The organism is Ferdinandcohnia sp. Marseille-Q9671 (assembly GCF_976954385.1).
On the sequence record NZ_CDRJTA010000004.1, the window covers coordinates 932149 to 951895 of the forward strand.

General features: G+C 37.7%; 22 protein-coding genes. All 22 read left to right on the forward strand.

Annotated elements, in window-relative coordinates; genetic code table 11:
- The first annotated feature begins 26 nt into the window (after nucleotides 1-26).
- Entirely contained in the window at nucleotides 27-1028 is a 1002-nt protein-coding gene (plsX, locus tag ACWNMY_RS19865) for a phosphate acyltransferase PlsX (protein ID WP_449539975.1), read from the forward strand.
- Between the two features lie 11 nt (nucleotides 1029-1039).
- Nucleotides 1040-1984 (forward strand): ACP S-malonyltransferase, encoded by a 945-nt coding sequence (gene fabD, locus ACWNMY_RS19870; protein ID WP_449539976.1) that lies wholly within the window; start codon nucleotides 1040-1042, stop codon nucleotides 1982-1984.
- 1 nt (nucleotide 1985) lies between these two features.
- Nucleotides 1986-2726, forward strand: coding sequence for a 3-oxoacyl-[acyl-carrier-protein] reductase (fabG, locus tag ACWNMY_RS19875; protein WP_449539977.1), 741 nt, complete (start codon nucleotides 1986-1988; stop codon nucleotides 2724-2726).
- 109 nt (nucleotides 2727-2835) lie between these two features.
- Nucleotides 2836-3069: an acyl carrier protein gene (locus ACWNMY_RS19880; RefSeq protein ID WP_449539978.1), complete on the forward strand. Its 234-nt coding sequence runs from the start codon at nucleotides 2836-2838 to the stop codon at nucleotides 3067-3069.
- Nucleotides 3070-3247: 178 nt separating this feature from the next.
- A complete protein-coding gene (gene rnc / locus ACWNMY_RS19885; RefSeq protein WP_449539979.1) occupies nucleotides 3248-3985 on the forward strand; it encodes a ribonuclease III in 738 nt (245 codons plus the stop codon).
- Nucleotides 3986-4283: 298 nt separating this feature from the next.
- A complete protein-coding gene (smc, locus tag ACWNMY_RS19890; protein ID WP_449539980.1) occupies nucleotides 4284-7853 on the forward strand; it encodes a chromosome segregation protein SMC in 3570 nt (1189 codons plus the stop codon).
- An 18-nt stretch (nucleotides 7854-7871) separates the two neighbouring features.
- Nucleotides 7872-8861, forward strand: coding sequence for a signal recognition particle-docking protein FtsY (gene ftsY / locus ACWNMY_RS19895; protein WP_449539981.1), 990 nt, complete (start codon nucleotides 7872-7874; stop codon nucleotides 8859-8861).
- Nucleotides 8862-8982: 121 nt separating this feature from the next.
- Complete coding sequence (locus tag ACWNMY_RS19900) at nucleotides 8983-9312, forward strand: putative DNA-binding protein (protein ID WP_449539982.1); 330 nt, start codon at nucleotides 8983-8985, stop codon at nucleotides 9310-9312.
- A 12-nt stretch (nucleotides 9313-9324) separates the two neighbouring features.
- Entirely contained in the window at nucleotides 9325-10665 is a 1341-nt protein-coding gene (gene ffh / locus ACWNMY_RS19905; protein ID WP_449539983.1) for a signal recognition particle protein, read from the forward strand.
- A gap of 247 nt (nucleotides 10666-10912) precedes the next feature.
- Complete coding sequence (gene rpsP, locus ACWNMY_RS19910; RefSeq protein ID WP_077617792.1) at nucleotides 10913-11185, forward strand: 30S ribosomal protein S16; 273 nt, start codon at nucleotides 10913-10915, stop codon at nucleotides 11183-11185.
- Nucleotides 11186-11199: 14 nt separating this feature from the next.
- Complete coding sequence (locus ACWNMY_RS19915; protein WP_449539984.1) at nucleotides 11200-11430, forward strand: KH domain-containing protein; 231 nt, start codon at nucleotides 11200-11202, stop codon at nucleotides 11428-11430.
- A 189-nt stretch (nucleotides 11431-11619) separates the two neighbouring features.
- Nucleotides 11620-12006, forward strand: a complete 387-nt coding sequence (locus ACWNMY_RS19920; protein ID WP_449539985.1) for a YlqD family protein — start codon at nucleotides 11620-11622, stop codon at nucleotides 12004-12006.
- A 12-nt stretch (nucleotides 12007-12018) separates the two neighbouring features.
- Entirely contained in the window at nucleotides 12019-12531 is a 513-nt protein-coding gene (gene rimM, locus ACWNMY_RS19925) for a ribosome maturation factor RimM (RefSeq protein WP_449539986.1), read from the forward strand.
- Nucleotide 12532: 1 nt separating this feature from the next.
- A complete protein-coding gene (trmD, locus tag ACWNMY_RS19930; protein WP_449539987.1) occupies nucleotides 12533-13270 on the forward strand; it encodes a tRNA (guanosine(37)-N1)-methyltransferase TrmD in 738 nt (245 codons plus the stop codon).
- Nucleotides 13271-13406: 136 nt separating this feature from the next.
- Entirely contained in the window at nucleotides 13407-13751 is a 345-nt protein-coding gene (gene rplS, locus ACWNMY_RS19935; RefSeq protein WP_449539988.1) for a 50S ribosomal protein L19, read from the forward strand.
- A gap of 177 nt (nucleotides 13752-13928) precedes the next feature.
- Complete coding sequence (gene lepB, locus ACWNMY_RS19940) at nucleotides 13929-14462, forward strand: signal peptidase I (RefSeq protein ID WP_449539989.1); 534 nt, start codon at nucleotides 13929-13931, stop codon at nucleotides 14460-14462.
- Between the two features lie 110 nt (nucleotides 14463-14572).
- Nucleotides 14573-15421 (forward strand): ribosome biogenesis GTPase YlqF, encoded by an 849-nt coding sequence (gene ylqF, locus ACWNMY_RS19945; RefSeq protein ID WP_449539990.1) that lies wholly within the window; start codon nucleotides 14573-14575, stop codon nucleotides 15419-15421.
- Nucleotides 15422-15504: 83 nt separating this feature from the next.
- Nucleotides 15505-16281 carry a ribonuclease HII gene (locus ACWNMY_RS19950; protein WP_449539991.1) on the forward strand — a complete coding sequence of 259 codons (777 nt, stop codon included), beginning with the start codon at nucleotides 15505-15507 and terminating at the stop codon, nucleotides 16279-16281.
- A 3-nt stretch (nucleotides 16282-16284) separates the two neighbouring features.
- Nucleotides 16285-16887 (forward strand): hypothetical protein, encoded by a 603-nt coding sequence (locus tag ACWNMY_RS19955; RefSeq protein WP_449539992.1) that lies wholly within the window; start codon nucleotides 16285-16287, stop codon nucleotides 16885-16887.
- Entirely contained in the window at nucleotides 16884-17174 is a 291-nt protein-coding gene (locus tag ACWNMY_RS19960) for an EscU/YscU/HrcU family type III secretion system export apparatus switch protein (RefSeq protein WP_449539993.1), read from the forward strand. Before ACWNMY_RS19955 ends, ACWNMY_RS19960 begins: the two co-directional genes overlap by 4 nt.
- A 438-nt stretch (nucleotides 17175-17612) precedes the next feature.
- A complete protein-coding gene (gene sucC / locus ACWNMY_RS19965; RefSeq protein WP_449539994.1) occupies nucleotides 17613-18773 on the forward strand; it encodes an ADP-forming succinate--CoA ligase subunit beta in 1161 nt (386 codons plus the stop codon).
- A 17-nt stretch (nucleotides 18774-18790) separates the two neighbouring features.
- Entirely contained in the window at nucleotides 18791-19693 is a 903-nt protein-coding gene (gene sucD / locus ACWNMY_RS19970; RefSeq protein WP_449539995.1) for a succinate--CoA ligase subunit alpha, read from the forward strand.
- The last annotated feature ends 54 nt before the right edge of the window (nucleotides 19694-19747 follow it).

Genomic DNA, 19747 nt, shown 5'->3' on the forward strand with positions numbered 1-19747 from the left:
ATGCAAAACAAAAGGAATGATACATAATGAGACTAGCGATTGATGCTATGGGTGGAGATCATGCACCAGAAGAAATCGTAAAGGGCATAATGAACGCTCTACAACATTATAAAGACCTTGAAGTAACACTAATTGGTGACGAAACAAAAATCCGACAATTTTTAACAAATGAGGAAAGAGTAACAATCATACATACTGAAGATGTGATTGAAGCAACAGATGAACCGGTGAGAGCTGTTAGAAGAAAGAAGAATGCTTCCATGGTTTTAATGGCTAAAGAGGTCAGTGAAGGACGAGCTGATGCCTGTATATCGGCTGGCAATACCGGTGCACTGATGACCGCGGGCCTTTTCATTGTCGGGAGGATTGAAGGAATTGATCGCCCAGCATTAGCACCTACATTGCCTACTTTAGATAAAAAGGGGTTTCTTATGCTAGATGTTGGGGCAAATGTCGATGCGAAACCTGAGCATTTACTTCAATATGCCATTATGGGGTCAATATATTCTGAAAAAGTCAGAGGAATAACGAATCCAAGAATTGGATTATTGAATGTAGGTACAGAAGATAAAAAGGGAAATGAGCTTACAAAACAGGCATTTGACTTAATTAAAGCAACAAATTTACATTTTGTTGGTAATGTAGAGGCACGTGATCTGCTTGAGGGTGTAGCAGATGTTGTTGTAACGGATGGTTTTACAGGGAATGTTGCGTTAAAGACGATTGAGGGTACAGCACTATCTATGTTTTCAATGCTCAAAACTGCGTTTACAAGTAATCTTAAAAGTAAATTAGCTGCGGGTATGTTAATGCCACAACTAAAAATATTAAAAAAGACATTGGACTACTCTGAATATGGAGGAGCTGGTTTATTTGGTCTAAAAGCTCCTGTTATAAAAGCACATGGTTCATCCGATGCGAATGGGATATTTAGCGCCGTTCGTCAAACATATGAAATGGTTGAAAAGGATGTTGCGGGAACCATCTATAAAGCATTAGAGGATAGTAATCCGAAGGTAGAGGAATAGGGGGATGTAGAATGGGAAATATCGCATTTGTTTTTCCAGGACAGGGTTCTCAAATAGTTGGGATGGGGAAGGAATTAGCTGACTCGTCTGAAGTTGTGAAAGAGGTTTTTACAAGAGCTGATAATACATTAGAGGAAGAGCTTTCGACTCTAATTTTTTCTGGATCTCAGGAAAAACTTACGTTAACCGTAAATGCGCAGCCGGCTCTTTTAACCACAAGCATTGCCATACTTGAAAAATTCAAGGAAGCAAACATTACTCCACATTATGTTGCGGGCCATAGTCTAGGTGAGTATTCTGCTTTGGTCGCTGCAGGTGCACTTCGTTTTGAGGATGCTGTTTATACGGTACGCAAACGTGGTGAATTTATGGAAGAAGCAGTTCCTGCAGGAGAAGGTAGCATGGCCGCAATATTAGGAATGAATAGTGTAGAATTACAAGAAGTTACCGAGAGTATCTCCGCAACGGGTAACCCTGTACAACTTGCTAATATAAATTGTCCTGGTCAAATTGTAATATCGGGATCTGCTGAAGGTGTGAAGCAAGCTTGTGAGCTAGCAAAAGAAAAAGGAGCAAAACGAGCTATACCACTTGTGGTAAGTGGTCCGTTTCATTCATCTTTAATGGAGCCAGCTGCAGAAAAGCTTCGTTCTGTTTTAGAAAAAATTGAGATCAAGGACGCGTCCGTTCCTGTTATCGCAAATGTAAATGCAGAAGAGATGACATCTGCAACGCAAATAAAAGAAAATCTAGTGAAGCAGTTATACTCACCTGTATTGTGGGAGAATTCAATAGAATATATGTTAGATAAAGGGGTAGACACATTTATAGAAATTGGTCCTGGAAAGGTCCTTTCTGGATTAATTAAAAAGGTAAATCGTAGGGTTTCTACATATGCAATTAGTGATTCAGAAACCCTTGAGGCAACAATTCGCGCGTTACAGGAGGGGAAGTAATATGCTAAATGGGAAAGTTGCATTAGTAACAGGTGCGTCTAGAGGGATAGGTAGGACTATTGCCATTGAATTAGCAAAAGCTGGTGCGAAGGTAGCTGTCAATTATTCTGGTAGTGAACAAAGAGCAAATGAAGTTGTAGATGAAATTAAAGCTTTAGGACAAGAGGCAATTGCTATACAAGCCAACGTTTCAAATGCTGATTCTGTTACAGAAATGGTGAAAGAGGTTATCACAACATTTGGTAGTCTTGATATTCTTGTTAATAATGCTGGAATTACAAGAGATAATTTATTGATGAGAATGAAAGAAGAAGAATGGGATGATGTCATTAACATAAACTTAAAGGGTGTCTTCCTGTGCACAAAGGCTGTTACTAGACAAATGATGAAGCAACGTTCTGGAAAAATTATTAATATAGCTTCTATCGTAGGTGTTAGTGGGAATCCAGGACAAGCAAACTATGTTGCTGCAAAGGCTGGTGTTATTGGTTTAACAAAAACTGCTGCAAAAGAATTATCGAGCAGAAATATTACTGTTAATGCAGTGGCTCCAGGTTTTATTACAACGGATATGACTGAGAAGCTTCCAGAAGATGTGAAAAATGAAATGCTTAAAATGATTCCTTTAGGTAGATTTGGTGAAACTACTGATATATCTGGAGTTGTATTATTCCTTGCGTCAAATAGTAGTAACTACATGACAGGTCAAACCTTGCATATTGATGGTGGAATGGTGATGTAAAAAGTACATTTTACTAGTTGAATTTCTCCTTCTACTTCAACATAGTAAAATAGAAACTAGTTTTTTTGTAGAAAACAAAATATAATACTTTGAGGGGAGGTGAATCAAAATGGCAGATGTTTTAGAGAGAATTACAAAAATCGTGGTTGACCGCTTAGGTGTTGAGGAATCAGCAGTAAAGTTAGAGGCTTCTTTTAAGGATGATCTTGGAGCGGATTCACTAGACGTAGTTGAACTAGTAATGGAACTTGAAGATGAGTTCGACATGGAAATTTCAGATGATGAGGCTGAAAAAATTTCTACAGTTGGTGACGCTGTTACTTACATACAAAGCCAGCTCTAAATTTGTTACAATGTAAAAGTCCCGTTGGTAAACGGGGCTTTCTCAAGTTATGGTGTCTAGCTCCAGGCGCCATCGGCTAGTGGTCACAACCCAATCGCTTCTGAAGGTAAGAGGCACCTTCTATCAGCGCTTGTCTTGTGCTAGTTGCCAAAGGCTGTGCGCCCTGCGCTTTTCTTAAATGGAGGTACGTAATGTGAAACGAACGAACAAAGATAAGGGAAGTAAGCTCATTCTGAAATTTAAAGATTTTCAGGAGAAAATAAATATACATTTTCATGATGAGAACTTACTTATACAGGCATTTACACATTCATCGTATGTGAATGAGCATCGAAAGAAGCCGCACGAAGATAACGAACGGCTTGAATTCTTAGGAGATGCTGTCTTAGAACTTACCATTTCCCAGTTTCTATTTAAAAAGTTTCCAATCATGAGTGAAGGGGAATTAACAAAGATGCGTGCCGCAATCGTGTGTGAACCATCACTTGTTACTTTTGCACATGATCTAAAATTTGGGGAACTTGTATTACTTGGAAAGGGAGAGGAAATGACTGGTGGAAGAGAGCGCCCTGCATTGCTTGCCGATGTGTTTGAGGCGTTTATTGGTGCTCTATATCTTGATCAAGGACTAGAGGTTGTCTACCAGTTTTTAGACGAAACGGTCATACCTAAAATTAATGCTGGTGCTTTTTCTCATGTGATGGATTATAAGAGTCAGTTGCAAGAGCTCGTACAACGAGATGGAACAGGAACGCTCGAGTATAAGGTTCTTCAAGAAAAAGGGCCTGCACATAGCCGTGAATTTGTTTCAAGAGTTTCCCTAAATGGGGAGGAACTTGGAATTGGATCAGGAAGGTCAAAAAAAGAAGCAGAACAACATGCTGCTGAAGTAGCTTTAAAAAAGCTTAAAAAGTAATCCAAAGTGCTAATAAAATAGACAACAACCCCACGTATATTCAAGACGTGGGGTTACTAGTTTCAAGGAAGTTAATAAAAAGTAATCCTATTAAATAATACTTTGTGATAAAATATGTAGGACTTATTGTGTATTAACTTTATTCAGCAGGGTTTTAAACCCTGTTGAATAAAGTTAATGCATCCGGAAGATGCCTCAGATTTTTAAAGGAAGTTTTCGAGCATGCTCGAATAAAGTCTGGGCGAAAATACGCCAAGGCGTATTTGGTAAAAAATTATGAAGATTGAGGGGGAAGTTTATGTTCCTCAAACGTTTAGATATAGTAGGATTTAAATCGTTTGCAGAAAGAATAGCAGTTGATTTTGTACCAGGCGTTACTGCTGTTGTAGGACCTAATGGTAGTGGTAAAAGTAATATTACCGATGGAATACGTTGGGTTCTAGGAGAACAGTCAGCAAAATCGTTGCGTGGCACAAAGATGGAAGACATCATTTTTGCAGGAAGTGATAGCCGTAAAGCACTTAATGTAGCTGAAGTTACATTAACTTTAGATAATGAGGATCAGTTTTTACCAATTGATTACCATGAGGTAAGTGTAACACGCCGTGTATACCGGTCGGGTGAAAGTGAATTTTTTATTAATAAACAATCATGTAGGTTAAAGGATATCGTTGATTTATTTATGGACTCTGGCCTTGGCCGTGAAGCATTTTCAATCATTAGCCAAGGGAAAGTAGAAGAAATCTTGAGCAGTAAAGCTGAAGAAAGAAGAAGTATTTTTGAAGAAGCTGCTGGAGTACTTAAGTACAAAACCCGTAAAAAGAAAGCTGAATATAAGCTTGCGGAAACCCAGGAAAATTTAAATCGAGTGAATGATATTATTCATGAGCTTGAGTCTCAAATTGAGCCACTCCAAATCCAGGCTTCGATTGCAAAGGATTATCTTGAAAAAAAAGAAGAGCTTGAAACGATTGAAGTAGGTTTAACTGTTTACGAAATTGAAGACCTGCATGAAAAGTGGGAAAACCTATCCAAACTTATCGAGGAGCATAAAGAAAAAGAGCTTTCCTTAAATACTGTCCTACAAAGTAAGGAAGCGAAGATAGAGGAACTTCGTAGTGGGATCGAGAATACAGATTCATCCATTCATGAGCTTCAACAATTGCTATTGCGTACGAGTGAGGAGCTTGAAAAATTAGAAGGTAGAAAAGAAGTTCTTAAGGAACGTAAAAAAAATGCAAGTCAAAATAAAGGTCAACTGAAACAATCTATTCTGGATTTAACTCAAAGGCTCGAGAATATTTCAGAAAAGAAACAATTTGAGCAACAAGAGCTTATTTCTCTAGTAGAGGAAGTTAAGGATTTAGAGCAGCAATTAAAAGAAAAAATGACATTACTAGCTTCCTATGATCAAAATATTGAAGAGAAGATAGAAAGTTTGAAAAGTGACTATTTTGAGTTGCTAAATAAACAGGCCTCCTATCGAAATGAAGTCGGTTATATTAAGGACCAGTTACAGCAGCAAGAAGGTAAGGCTGCACGTTTAGATACATCTAATCAGAAATATATTCTTGAGCGTAATGAGATCCTTGATGCGAAAGTTCGACTTCAAACAAAGCTTTCTGTGATTGAACAAGAAATAAATAATCAAATTGTATCTTTTAGGGAGTTACAGGCTAAGCTCGAAAACAGTAGGACAATTTACCAAAAGAAAGAAAGTATGCTTTATCAGGCATATCAATATCTACAACAAACGAAGTCTAGAAAAGAAATGTTAGAAGAAATGCAAGATGACTACTCTGGGTTCTTTCAGGGTGTTAAGGAAGTATTAAAGGCGAGAAATGAGAAGCTTGAAGGAATAGAAGGAGCCATTGCAGAGTTAGTACAAGTTCCTAAGGAATATGAGACGGCTATTGAAATCGCCTTGGGTGCTGCGACACAGCACATAGTTGTGGATAATGAAAAGAATGCTAGAACTGCTATCCAGTATTTAAAGAAGCATTCATACGGACGTGCTACTTTTTTACCAATGAGCGTGATTAAGGAACGCACCATTTCACCAGCTCAACTTTCAGGGATTAAGGGGCATCCTGCATTTATTGGAGTCGCTTCAGAATTAGTGACATTTGAAGAGCGCTACCAGAATGTAATGGGCAATTTATTAGGGACAATCCTGATTACAAATGACTTAAAAGGCGCAAATGAGCTTGCTTCCCTTATGGGTCATAGGTATCGAATTGTAACTCTTGATGGTGATGTCGTGAACCCAGGAGGTTCGATGACGGGGGGAGCTGTAAAACAAAAATCGAATTCTTTATTAAGTAGAGGACGAGAGTTAGAGGCTATTACCCAGAAGCTTACCGATATGGAGATAAAGACAGCCGAACTTGAAAAGGATGTAAAGGAAAAGAAGAAGCAAATAACCGAACAAGAAACAATGGTAGAAAAGCTTAGACAAGCAGGGGAAACATTACGGTTAAAAGAACAAACCGTTAAAGGAGAATATCGTGAGGTTTCTTTAAAAGAGCAAAATGTAAATGAGCATTTAGAATTATATGATGACGAAAAACAGCAATTCCAATTAGATAAAGAACGTATGACTAGCCGATTGGAGCAACTTAATCAGGAATTAGTTATGCTTGAAAAGGAATTGCAACAACTAGATGAAACCATTACTAAGCTGAATTCACAAAAATCTCATCAACAGACATCACGTGAAACAGTACAAGCCGAAATTACCGATCAAAAAGTTTTACTAGCAAGAAAAAAACAGGCCTACGAGCATCAACAAGAAAAAGTGGACCGTTTGGAAGAGGAATTTTCAGACGGATCTGCTAAACTTACTGAGTTGAAGGAAGACTTAGCTCTTCTTGAGAATGAAATGACTTCAAGTAATTCTGGTGAACTGGAGCTCGAGGAAGCTGCAAAACAAAAATCAAATGATAAAGACGCCACTATTCAAATGATTAGTAGCAAAAGAGAGTATAGACTTCAATTACAAACAACGTTAGAAGATGTAGAGCGTGAATTAAAGGAAGATAGACGTCAGTATAAACAGCTTGTGGATGTTGTGCAGGACGAAGAGGTAAGAGTGAATCGATTAGATGTAGAGCTTGAGAATTGTTTAACCCATCTTCGTGAAGAGTATTTATTAACCTATGAGGCGGCGAAGGAACAGTTTCCTCTTAAAATTGAAGTTTCTGAAGCGAGAAGGAAGGTAAAACTGATAAAGCTCGCGATTGAAGAACTCGGAAATGTTAACTTAGGTGCAATTGATGAGTATGACAGAGTTTCCGAACGATATACCTTCTTAACTGAACAAAAAAATGATCTTCAAGAAGCGAAGGACACACTGTTTCAGGTTATCGATGAAATGGATGACGAAATGAAAAAAAGGTTTGAAGCAACATTTACAAGCATTCGTTCTCATTTCGAAACCGTGTTTCAGGCCTTATTTGGCGGTGGACGGGCAGATCTCCGATTAACAGAGCCTACCGATTTATTAAATACCGGGGTAGATATTGTTGCTCAACCACCTGGAAAGAAACTGCAAAATCTTGGCCTGCTTTCTGGTGGAGAGAGGGCGCTAACAGCAATCGCTTTGTTATTTTCTATCCTCAAGGTTCGACCAGTCCCGTTCTGTGTACTTGATGAGGTGGAAGCTGCACTTGACGAAGCAAATGTGTTTCGTTTTGCACAATACTTAAAAAAGTTTAGTAAAGAAACGCAATTCATTGTTATCACTCATCGGAAGGGTACGATGGAGGAAGCGGATGTATTATATGGTGTAACAATGCAGGAATCAGGAGTTTCAAAGCTAGTTTCTGTACGACTTGAAGAATCTGAGAATTTGGTTTCACAAACATAAAGCTGAAAGGGGATTTACATGAGTTTTTTTAAGAAGTTAAAAGAAAAAATTGCTAATCAAGCCGATTCCGTTACTGAAAAATTTAAGGATGGTCTTTCTAAGACCCGTAATTCTTTCTCTGAGCGAGTGAATGACCTCGTAGCTCGTTACCGCAAAGTGGATGAAGACTTTTTTGAAGAGCTTGAAGAGATATTAATTGCAGCCGATGTAGGGGTTTCGACAGTTATGGAACTTATCGATGAATTAAAAATGGAAGTAAAGCGAAGAAACATCCAGGATACAAAAGAAGTTCAGAGTGTTATTTCAGAGAAGTTGGTTGACATCTACAAGGGAAGTGAGGAACAGTCTCCTAAATTAAACATACAAGATGATGAATTAACTGTCATCTTAGTTGTGGGGGTTAATGGAGCTGGTAAGACAACTTCAATCGGGAAAATTGCAAATCGACTTAAAAATGAAGGGAAATCAGTACTATTGGCTGCTGGAGATACCTTTCGTGCAGGGGCAATACAACAGCTAGAAGTATGGGGAGAACGAGTTGGAGTTGATGTCATCAAGCAGTCAGAAGGTTCTGATCCGGCTGCAGTCATGTATGACGCAGTTCAAGCAGCAAAATCACGGAATGTCGACGTGTTAATTTGTGATACAGCTGGTCGCTTACAAAACAAAGTAAACCTAATGAAGGAGCTAGAAAAAGTAAAACGTGTTATTGAACGTGAACTACCTGGTGCCCCACATGAGGTCTTATTAGTACTTGATGCTACAACAGGACAAAATGCCTTGACGCAAGCAAAAACCTTCTCAGAAGCGACAGATGTAACGGGTATTGTATTAACAAAGTTAGATGGAACAGCTAAAGGAGGAATTGTCTTAGCTATCCGTAATGAATTACACATACCAGTAAAACTAGTAGGACTCGGAGAAAAGGTAGATGACCTTCAAGAGTTTGATGCAGAACAATACGTTTATGGATTGTTTGCGGATTTAGTAGAGAAAACAGAAGAATAATATATAAAAAAGAGCCAATTTCTGGTTCTTTTTTTGTAAAGTAAAACAGCTTGACAATCTATCATTTAATCTGTAAACTAGTGAATTGTAAAGGTATTTCACTTAACAAGGGGGAGATACTATGCTTGAAAAAACAACGAGAATGAATTATCTCTTTGATTTCTATCAATCGTTGTTAACACCTAAGCAAAGAAGCTATATGTCTTTATATTACTTAGAGGACTTTTCCCTTGGTGAAATAGCAGAGGAATATCAGATAAGTCGTCAAGCTGTATATGACAATATCAAACGAACAGAAACAATGCTTGAAGAGTATGAGGAAAAACTGTTACTATTTCAGAAATTTCAAGAGCGAAGGAAACTTATTACAGAGCTAAGGAAACTTTCTCATGTATATGATGATAGCGAAGAGCTTAAAAATGTGATACAGTTGCTTGAGAAATTAGAATAGGGGGCGGCAAAGATGGCATTTGAAGGGTTAGCCGACCGACTGCAAGGAACACTTCAGAAAATTCGAGGCAAAGGAAAAGTATCAGAATCCGATGTAAAGGAAATGATGCGAGAGGTTCGTCTTGCTTTATTAGAAGCTGACGTTAACTTCAAGGTTGTTAAAGATTTTGTAAAGCGTGTTAGTGAAAGAGCTGTTGGACAAGAAGTTATGAAAAGCTTAACTCCTGGACAACAGGTTATCAAAGTCGTTCAAGAAGAGCTTACAGCACTTATGGGCGGAGAACAGAGTAAAATTGCTGTCGCCAAAAAATCACCAACTGTTATTATGATGGTTGGTTTACAAGGTGCAGGTAAAACAACTACTACTGGTAAGCTTGCTAATCTTTTGCGAAAAAAACATAACCGTAAACCATTGCTCGTAGCTGCAGACATATACCGTCCGGCTGCTATTGATCAATTACAAACTCTTGGGAAACAACTTAGTATGCCTGTATTTTCCCTTGGAGATAAGGTAAGTCCTGTAGAAATTGCGAAACAAGCTATAGAAAAAGCAAGAGAAGACCATCATGATTATGTATTAATTGATACAGCTGGTCGCTTACACATCGATGAAGAGCTGATGGAAGAGCTTAAACAGGTAAAAGAAGTGGCAAAACCTGATGAGATTTTTCTTGTTGTTGATGCAATGACAGGGCAGGATGCAGTCAATGTTGCACAAAGTTTTAATGATTTACTAGGATTAACAGGAGTTGTGTTGACTAAGCTTGATGGAGACACCCGTGGTGGTGCTGCATTATCTGTCAAAGCAGTTACAGATACTCCAATTAAATTTGTGGGTCTTGGAGAAAAGATGGATGCAATTGAAGCATTCCATCCAGAACGAATGGCATCTCGTATTTTAGGAATGGGTGACGTTCTTTCTCTAATTGAAAAAGCCCAAGCTTCAGTTGACGAAGATAAAGCAAAAGAACTTGAAAAAAAATTCAAGTCAATGTCCTTTACATTTGATGATTTCCTCGATCAGTTAGCACAGGTTCGTAAAATGGGTCCACTTGATGAGATTCTTGGTATGTTACCAGGTGCAAACAAAATGAAGGGTTTAAAAAATGTTCAGGTTGATGACAAACAAATTGGTCATGTGGAAGCGATTATCAAATCCATGACAAAAATGGAAAGAGAACAACCTGAAATCATAAATTCAAGTCGCAAGAAAAGGATTGCAAAGGGAAGCGGTCGTACTGTTCAAGAAGTAAATCGTCTCTTAAAGCAATTTGAAGACATGAAGAAGATGATGAAGCAAATGACGAATATGTCAAAAGGTAAGAAAAAAGGAATGAAATTTCCTTTTATGTAATACTTAGTTTTGACTAGCTTCAGGCGCTTTCGGCTCACTAGCTAGTCAATCGCTTCTGAAGGCAAAAAAAGCCTTCTGTCAGCGCTTTTCTTATGCTTGTCGCTGATGAACGAGCGCCTTGCGCTTTTCTATTAAAAATGTAGTAATAATAACCATTTCATAGATGTAAAGAAAAAACACTTTACAAACACATTTGGAACAGTTAATATTATATCTTGTTGAAATATTTTCGGAGGTGCTATATTAAATGGCAGTAAAAATTCGTTTAAAACGCATGGGAGCAAAAAAATCTCCTTTTTATCGTATTGTAGTAGCTGATTCTCGTTCTCCACGTGATGGACGTCAAATCGAAACAGTTGGAACTTATAATCCAGTTGTTCAACCTGCAGAGGTTAAAATTGACGAAGAATTAGCATTAAAATGGTTACAAAATGGTGCAAAACCATCTGACACAGTACGTAACTTGTTCTCGAAACAAGGTATTATGGAGAAATTCCATAACGCAAAAAACGGTAAGTAATGGATAACTTACAGATGAAAGAGTTAATTAAGACAATCGTACAGCCGCTTGTTGATCGTCCCGAGGATGTAGAAGTCACTGAAACATCTGACGACCGCAGTATCACTTATCTGCTATCAGTAAATAAGGAAGATATGGGGAAGGTAATCGGGAAACAAGGTCGTGTTATAAAAGCGATCAGAACTGTTGTTTATGCAGCAGGAACTGGACATAATAAACGAATTCATCTAGAAATTAACGAATGACATGAAATGTGAAAGCGGCTTGTTCAGAAACGAGAAATATGGATACTCCGACGAAGAAGCGTTTTTTGCTTCTGCTGGAGGAGTTGAAGATTCTCGAGTTTCTAGCCGCTGTAGCTACACAGAACATAGAAAAAGGGTGGGGGCAACCTCCCCTTTTTTTCTATATTAAATGGTAGGAGTTGTGTCGGTGTGAAAATCATCCAAACAGTTGAAATCAAACAAATCCTAACTGAAAATAGTAAGAAAAAGCTATTATATTCATTACAAAGTAGCAAAGACCAGCTCCAAAAAGAGTGTGAACAGCTAAAATTCGAACTAAAGAAGATGGAGAAGCTTAAAAAGTATGATCCTTCTAAAATAAAGTTGTATTTTACAAGCGAAATAGACGCTAGGCAGGAAAAAGTCAAACATATTGTTTTTCAGATGGAACAAATACATATGCTACCTGTAGGTAGTGAATTTAAAGATAAGGAAGTACAATCGATTATTGATATAAATGTAGGAGATAATTGGGATGAAGTAACAACCGCACGAACAATTGTAATTAAAGAAGGTATCGTTGAAGAAATTCGCTAGGGGTGAAAAGAAATGGACAAATGGTACAATGTAGGGAAAATTGTGAACACGCATGGTATTAAAGGTGAGGTACGGATTATTTCAAGAACGGATTTCCCTGAAGAAAGATATCAAGTCGGAAATACGCTGCACATATTTTCACCAGATAAGGAACCTATAGAAGTTACCGTAAAATCATATAGAACTCACAAAAACTTCGATCTACTTACCTTTGAGGGATATGATAATGTAAATGAAGTAGAGCCATTTAAAGGGTCTATAGTCAAAATTCATGAAAGTCAACTAGGTGAATTGGAAGAAGGAGAGTATTATTTCCATGAAATTATTGGTTGCAAAGTTGTCACAGATGAAGGAGAAGAATTAGGAACGATTAAGGAAATATTAACCCCTGGAGCAAATGATGTTTGGGTAGTAAAGGGAGCAAAGGGAAAAGAAATACTAATTCCTTTTATTGATGAGATTGTTAAAGAAATCGATATTGAAGAAAAAAATATAAAAATTCACCTTATGGAAGGATTAATTTAGGATGAAAATCGATATTCTAACTCTTTTTCCAAACATGTTTACTGGAGTGTTAGGTGAGTCAATCCTAAAAAAGGCACAGGAAAAAGATAAGGTGTCATTTAGGATTATTAACTTTCGAGAATATGCGGATAACAAGCATCAAAAGGTAGATGACTATCCATATGGTGGAGGAGCGGGAATGGTATTAATGCCACAGCCTATCTTTGATGCAGTAGAGGATTTAACCAGTCAAACTACTTCAAAACCGAAAGTGATCCTTCTTTGTCCACAGGGGGAGAAATTTACCCAAAAAAAAGCGGAAGAACTTGCTAAGGAAGAGCATTTAATCTTTGTTTGTGGTCATTATGAAGGGTATGATGAACGAATTCGCGAGAACCTTATTACAGAAGAAATCTCAATCGGAGATTTTGTACTGACTGGCGGAGAGCTTGGAGCTATGGTCATATCTGATAGCGTTGTGCGCTTACTACCTGGTGTGCTAGGAAACGAGGACTCTCCTGTTCTCGATTCACATAGTAGTGGATTGCTAGAACATCCTCACTATACTAGACCAGCAAATTTTAGAGGAATGGCAGTTCCTGATGTATTACTTTCCGGTAACCACTCGCATATTGAAGACTGGCGTGAGAAAGAATCGCTACGCCGAACATTTCAAAGACGACCTGATTTACTTAAAAGCTATGAGCTGACATCAAAACAAGAAAAGTGGATAAAAGAATTTGAATCAAATCCAGAGTAACTATTGCAACTATAGTGCCGTTATGGTATCATACTCTTTGTGACTTGGGCATAATTGCTCTTTTGTCTTATTAAGATGTTCCGCTGCAATGAATGAATATTGGTAAGAGCATCTGTTGGAAGGAGTTGAAAAGACGATGCAACATATTATTGAAGAAATCACAAAAGAACAATTAAGAACTGACCTTCCTGAATTCCGTCCTGGTGATACTGTACGTGTACACGTGAAAGTTGTCGAGGGTACTCGTGAACGTATTCAGGTATACGAAGGTGTTGTGATTAAGCGTCGTGGTGGAGGAATCAGCGAAACATTCACAGTTCGTAAGGTATCTTACGGAGTTGGTGTTGAACGTACATTCCCAGTGCATACACCGAAAATTGCGAAGCTTGAAGTAGTTCGTCGTGGTAAAGTACGCCGTGCGAAATTATACTACTTACGTGAACTTCGTGGTAAAAAAGCACGTATTAAAGAAATTCGATAATAAACCTGAAAGGAGCTTGTATAAAAGTAACAAGCTCCTTTTACATTTGTGTCGATAAAATTTATAATGGTAGTAGTACCTTTATTCAACAGAAGTTATCCACTTCAATTGATTACATAATAATGGTTTTAGATATAGAGACTAGTAATAGAGATAAGAACAAGTGGAGGAGCAATGATGGCCAAACAAAAAAATGAACTTTGGGAATGGATTAAGGCGTTAGCGATTGCTGTTATTTTGGCAGCAGTTATACGTTATTTTTTCTTTGCGCCAATTGTAGTAGACGGGCTATCAATGATGCCCACCCTGCATCACCAAGACCGAATGATAGTCAATAAGATAGGATATAAAGTCGGAGAACCAGATCGCTTTGATATTGTTGTCTTCCACGCAACCGTAGAAAAGGATTATATTAAGCGAGTAATTGGATTGCCAGGTGATAGAATTGAATATAAGAATGATATTCTCTATATCAATGGTGAATCCTATGATGAGCCCTATTTAGCTGATTACAAGAAGAACCTTATCGATGGGCCACTAACTGACCCGTTCGTATTTGAAGAAGTTCCAGAAGGACATCTTTTTGTTATGGGGGACAATCGGAGATACAGCAAAGATTCCCGTCATATAGGACCTGTTCCTATTAGCGAGGTATTAGGGGAAACGAGTTTAATCTATTGGCCATTATCAGACTTTGGTATCGTGGAATAAGTCTTCGGAGTTTGATACGAAACAATGTAATATTGATGGACTAGCTCCCTTGTAATGAGGAGAGCGAATTAACTTTTTAGTAAATTACCCGTATAAGTTGGTGAGAATGTTTGACTATTCAATGGTTTCCAGGCCACATGGCAAAAGCTAGAAGACAGGTAACAGAAAAATTATCACTAATTGATATTGTATTTGAATTAGTTGATGCCCGAATACCTGCATCATCAAGAAATCCGATGATAGATGAAATTATTAAGAACAAACCGAGACTTCTGTTACTAAATAAGGCTGATATGGCAGACCCACAGATTACAAAGGAGTGGATCTCCTATTATAAAGAAAATGGTATTCCTGCCTTAGCAATTAATTCACAGTCTGGGAATGGCATGAAGCAAATTGTCGCAGAAGCAAAGGTTATATTACAAGAGAAATTCGACAAGATGGCAGCAAAAGGGATAAGACCGCGTGCTATTAGAGCATTAATTGTTGGAATTCCAAATGTTGGTAAGTCAACCTTGATTAATCGGTTAGCTAATAAAAATATTGCACAAACAGGTAATCGCCCAGGTATCACTAAGGCGCAGCAATGGATAAAGGTAGGAAAAGAATTAGAGCTACTTGATACACCCGGTATTCTATGGCCTAAATTCGAGGACCAAGAGGTTGGATTGAAATTAGCGACCACAGGTGCAATTAAAGATACAATCTTAAACCTACAAGATATTGCTGTGTACGCATTGCGTTTCTTAAAGCATAACTATCCAGAACGATTAACAGAGCGCTTTAATCTTGCTGAAATCCCTGAGGATATTGTTGAGCTATTTGATGAAATTGCGAAGCTTAGAGGTTGTATGATGTCGGGTGGTATAACTGACTATGACAAAACAGCTGAATTAATTATTCGAGAAATCAGATCTGAGAAATTAGGAAGGCTTACATTTGAGAAGCCAGATATGTAAACGAGGCTCGCGCATTAGCGAGCCTTTACTTTTTTCAAAAATAGCCGATATAATACGTAAAGAATGAAATCGAAGGTGAAAGAATGTCACAATTTACAATTAAGGAAATTGAAAAAATACTAGCAATGATACGTGACGAACAGGATGAATTATTTATAAAATTCGAACAGGATAATCGAAAAGGCGTACAAACTCTATTACAACGTTGGAAAAAGAACAGGGCCGATGAAAAGGCGTTAGAACATCAATACATAGAGATGTCCCGATACGAACAATTACTCTACCAAGAAGGAAATAGGTTTATTGCTGGAGTAGATGAGGTGGGTCGCGGGCCATTAGCAGGACCTGTAGTAGCCGCAGCTGTCATCTTACCTCAGGACGCTTATATACCAGGGCTAAACGATTCAAAAAAGTTGACCGAGCGAAAAAGAGAGGAATTATTTAGCCAAATTTCAGAGTGTGCGATTTCGGTTGGAATCGGGATTATTCCTGCGAAAATCATTGATGAGATAAATATTTATGAAGCTACGAAACAGGCGATGAAAAAAGCGGTTCTTGGATTGTCTGAGACTCCTGACCATATTCTAGTAGATGCAATGAAACTTCCAATCAATATACCTCAAACGTCTATCATTAAAGGTGATGCAAAGAGTGTGTCAATCGCAGCAAGTTCGGTTATTGCGAAAGTTACAAGAGACCGTCTAATGGAACGTTTATCTCATACCTACCCTCAATATGGGTTTGAAAAGCATATGGGTTATGGTACTACTTTCCATCTTGAGGCGTTACAGAAACATGGTGTGACAGAAGAACATCGACGTTCTTTTGCACCCATTCGAGAGCTGATCATAGAGGAATAGCAAATGAAACCAATTAATCTAATTGATATATTGTTTCGAAATGATACGTTTAAAATGTTCGATAACCTTCCAGGTCATATGCACAGTCAACCAAAGGTCTTAAAACCTCTCGGGGACCTAGTAGGGTTAAAGGAAGTATTTAAAGACGAAAGGACCGAAAGTACAGGAAAGAATAAATTTGGAGCACTTACCGATACAATTGAAATTACATCAAATAATTCTGATCAAATCCTAAACCAATCTATTTCTCTGCATCAGGCAAATAAGTACTTTATGAATGGTAGAATCCAAATGTCAGGAAAAAAGAAGAATGGGAAAATTGACACTGATTTTTGTCATCTTCTTTTTTTCTTAGAATTAAAAAGTATGAAAGAAGTAGTTATTGATGTTAAGGTCCAAAACCGCATTTTATCCATTTCAATCTATAATCAAACACCAGGATTAAGGTACATAATCGATGCGTTAAAACCTACCTTTCAATCGCAAATTGAAAATCATGGTTATAAGCTTTCATCAATAAAAATTGTTGAAAAAATGGATAAGGATAGTTACTCAAATTTAGTAAAATCTCGAGAATCTCATGAAAAGGTAGATGTGAAAATATGAAGAAGAGCCACCAGATTTTAGAGACAAAAGCTGTTGCACTATCCTACGATGAGAAAGTGGATTCAGAGCCAAAGGTTGTTGCAAAAGGAAGAGGTATAATTGCAGATACTATCATTGAAATGGCCAAAGAGCATAAAATCCCAATCAAAGAGGATACGAATTTAGTAGAGTTATTAAACAAACTACAAGTGAATAACGCTATACCTGAAGACCTGTTTCAAGTCGTCGCTGAGGTTTTTGCTTTTATTTACAATGTTGATCGTGATCTTGAAAATGCTGAAAAATAGTTTGTTAATATAATTTATTTTGTCGGAAAATAAGACAAATTCGTTCTAAATGGTAGACAATTAGAAAATCTAGTTATAAAATGAAAGCGCAGTCTGTTTTTGTCTTGCCTACAGTAATGTAAAGACTTGACTATTACGTAAGTAATAAAACTAGCTTTCGTTAACAATTAGATTTTTTAGAAAAATTATAATTGTCATAGAAAGTTTCAAAAAGAAAATGTATAATAACATTTGGACTGACATTCTTAACTTTATTCAGTAACACTCGTAAACTTTTATTTTGGTTCGATGAATGTGAAAAATAGTAGCACAAATTCAAACCTAGACTGAGTAGAGTTAAAGCCTTTGGTAGTTGCCTCAGATTTCATACTCTGGGCGCAAATAAATGAAGGCGCATTAGAATTTTTACTTTTTTTACATAAGAATGGAGGATGGGAAATGAATATCCATGAGTATCAAGGGAAAGAGATCCTCAGAAAATACGGGGTAGCTGTTCCAAATGGAAAGGTTGCATTCACGGTTGAAGAGGCTGTTGAAGCGGCAAAAGAACTCGGAACACAAGTTTGTGTTGTAAAAGCACAAATTCACGCAGGGGGACGCGGTAAGGCTGGTGGCGTAAAAGTTGCAAAAAACCTAGATGAAGTTCGCACATATGCAAACGAAATTCTTGGAAAAACACTTGTTACACACCAAACAGGACCAGAAGGTAAAGAAGTGAAGCGTCTTCTAATTGAAGAAGGATGCGATATCAAAAAAGAGTACTATATTGGACTAGTACTAGATCGTGCAACTTCTCGCGTAGTTTTAATGGCTTCTGAAGAAGGTGGAACGGAAATCGAAGAGGTTGCTGAAAAGACTCCTGAAAAGATTTTCAAAGAAACGATTGATCCAGTAGTAGGTTTATTACCATTCCAAGCCCGTCGAATCGCTTTTAACATTAATATTCCAAAAGAACTAGTAAATCAGGCTGTTAAATTTATGACAGCGTTATACACAGCATTTGTTGAAAAAGATTGCTCTATTGCTGAAATCAACCCGTTAGTTGTAACAGGGGATGGTAAAGTAATGGCACTTGATGCGAAACTTAACTTCGATTCCAATGCATTATACCGTCAAAAGGACGTATTAGAGTATCGTGACTTAGACGAAGAGGATGTAAAGGAAATTGAAGCTTCTAAATATGACCTAAGCTATATTTCACTTGATGGAAACATCGGTTGTATGGTAAATGGAGCTGGACTTGCAATGTCTACCATGGATATTATTAAGCATTATGGTGGAGATCCCGCAAACTTCCTTGATGTTGGGGGCGGCGCAACTGCTGAGAAAGTAACAGAAGCTTTTAAAATTATTCTATCTGATGAAAACGTTAAAGGTATTTTTGTAAATATCTTTGGTGGAATTATGAAGTGTGATGTTATTGCTGAAGGTGTTGTAGCTGCAACGAAAGAAGTAGGCTTGGAAATTCCTCTAGTTGTACGTCTTGAAGGAACAAACGTAGACTTAGGTAAAAAGATTTTACAAGAATCTGGTCTTAATATTACTGCTGCTGAGTCAATGGCAGACGGTGCACAAAAAATCGTATCACTAGTAGGATAGAAAGGCAGGGGACAAACATGAGTGTTTTTATTAATAAAGATACAAAAGTAATTGTTCAGGGGATAACTGGAGCAACGGCATTATTCCATACAAAACAAATGCTTGAATATGGTACAAAAATCGTGGGAGGTACGTCTCCAGGTAAAGGTGGAACTGAAGTAGAAGGAGTTCCTGTATTCAATACTGTGAAAGAAGCAGTAGACCAAACAGGCGCAACTGCATCAGTAATCTATGTACCAGCGCCATTTGCTGCTGATGCTATTATTGAAGCAGTTGATGCAGAGCTTGATCTAGCAATCTGTATTACTGAACATATTCCAGTATTAGATATGGTAAAAGTAAAGCGTTACATGGAAGGGAAAAAGACTCGTTTAGTTGGTCCTAACTGCCCAGGTGTAATTACAGCTGACGAATGTAAAATTGGTATCATGCCTGGTTACATTCATAAAAAAGGCCATGTAGGCGTAGTATCTCGCTCTGGAACATTAACATATGAAGCTGTTCATCAATTAACTCAAGCTGGTATTGGTCAAACTACAGCTGTTGGTATTGGTGGAGACCCAGTTAACGGAACAAATTTCATTGATGTACTAAAGGCATTTAATGAAGACGAAGAAACATATGCTGTAATCATGATTGGTGAAATCGGTGGTACAGCTGAAGAAGAAGCTGCTGAATGGGTAAAAGCTAATATGACTAAGCCAGTAGTAGGATTCATCGGTGGTCAAACTGCACCTCCAGGAAAGCGTATGGGTCATGCTGGTGCGATTATTTCAGGTGGTAAGGGAACTGCTGCTGAAAAGATCAAAACAATGAATGAATGTGGAATTAAAGTTGCTGAAACACCATCTGTAATGGGTGAAACATTAATTTCTGTTTTAAAAGAAAAAGGCTTATACGAAAAATGTAAAACTCACTAATAAAATGAAAAGAGACAGTTCTCCTCAAAGGAACTGTCTCTTTGTGATGAATAA

Excerpts from the sequence above, each read along its gene's own strand:
- rplS (WP_449539988.1), top strand. The coding sequence starts at position 13,407 with ATGCAACATATTATTGAAGAAATCACAAAAGAACAATTAAGAACTGAC.
- fabG (WP_449539977.1), top strand. The coding sequence starts at position 1,986 with ATGCTAAATGGGAAAGTTGCATTAGTAACAGGTGCGTCTAGAGGGATA.
- sucC (WP_449539994.1), top strand. The coding sequence starts at position 17,613 with ATGAATATCCATGAGTATCAAGGGAAAGAGATCCTCAGAAAATACGGG.
- rimM (WP_449539986.1), top strand. The coding sequence starts at position 12,019 with ATGGACAAATGGTACAATGTAGGGAAAATTGTGAACACGCATGGTATT.
- plsX (WP_449539975.1), top strand. The coding sequence starts at position 27 with ATGAGACTAGCGATTGATGCTATGGGTGGAGATCATGCACCAGAAGAA.
- ACWNMY_RS19955 (WP_449539992.1), top strand. The coding sequence starts at position 16,285 with ATGAAACCAATTAATCTAATTGATATATTGTTTCGAAATGATACGTTT.
- smc (WP_449539980.1), top strand. The coding sequence starts at position 4,284 with ATGTTCCTCAAACGTTTAGATATAGTAGGATTTAAATCGTTTGCAGAA.
- rpsP (WP_077617792.1), top strand. The coding sequence starts at position 10,913 with ATGGCAGTAAAAATTCGTTTAAAACGCATGGGAGCAAAAAAATCTCCT.
- lepB (WP_449539989.1), top strand. The coding sequence starts at position 13,929 with ATGGCCAAACAAAAAAATGAACTTTGGGAATGGATTAAGGCGTTAGCG.
- ACWNMY_RS19915 (WP_449539984.1), top strand. The coding sequence starts at position 11,200 with ATGAAAGAGTTAATTAAGACAATCGTACAGCCGCTTGTTGATCGTCCC.
- ACWNMY_RS19880 (WP_449539978.1), top strand. The coding sequence starts at position 2,836 with ATGGCAGATGTTTTAGAGAGAATTACAAAAATCGTGGTTGACCGCTTA.
- ACWNMY_RS19950 (WP_449539991.1), top strand. The coding sequence starts at position 15,505 with ATGTCACAATTTACAATTAAGGAAATTGAAAAAATACTAGCAATGATA.
- ACWNMY_RS19960 (WP_449539993.1), top strand. The coding sequence starts at position 16,884 with ATGAAGAAGAGCCACCAGATTTTAGAGACAAAAGCTGTTGCACTATCC.
- rnc (WP_449539979.1), top strand. The coding sequence starts at position 3,248 with ATGGAGGTACGTAATGTGAAACGAACGAACAAAGATAAGGGAAGTAAG.
- trmD (WP_449539987.1), top strand. The coding sequence starts at position 12,533 with ATGAAAATCGATATTCTAACTCTTTTTCCAAACATGTTTACTGGAGTG.
- ffh (WP_449539983.1), top strand. The coding sequence starts at position 9,325 with ATGGCATTTGAAGGGTTAGCCGACCGACTGCAAGGAACACTTCAGAAA.
- ftsY (WP_449539981.1), top strand. The coding sequence starts at position 7,872 with ATGAGTTTTTTTAAGAAGTTAAAAGAAAAAATTGCTAATCAAGCCGAT.
- ACWNMY_RS19900 (WP_449539982.1), top strand. The coding sequence starts at position 8,983 with ATGCTTGAAAAAACAACGAGAATGAATTATCTCTTTGATTTCTATCAA.
- fabD (WP_449539976.1), top strand. The coding sequence starts at position 1,040 with ATGGGAAATATCGCATTTGTTTTTCCAGGACAGGGTTCTCAAATAGTT.
- sucD (WP_449539995.1), top strand. The coding sequence starts at position 18,791 with ATGAGTGTTTTTATTAATAAAGATACAAAAGTAATTGTTCAGGGGATA.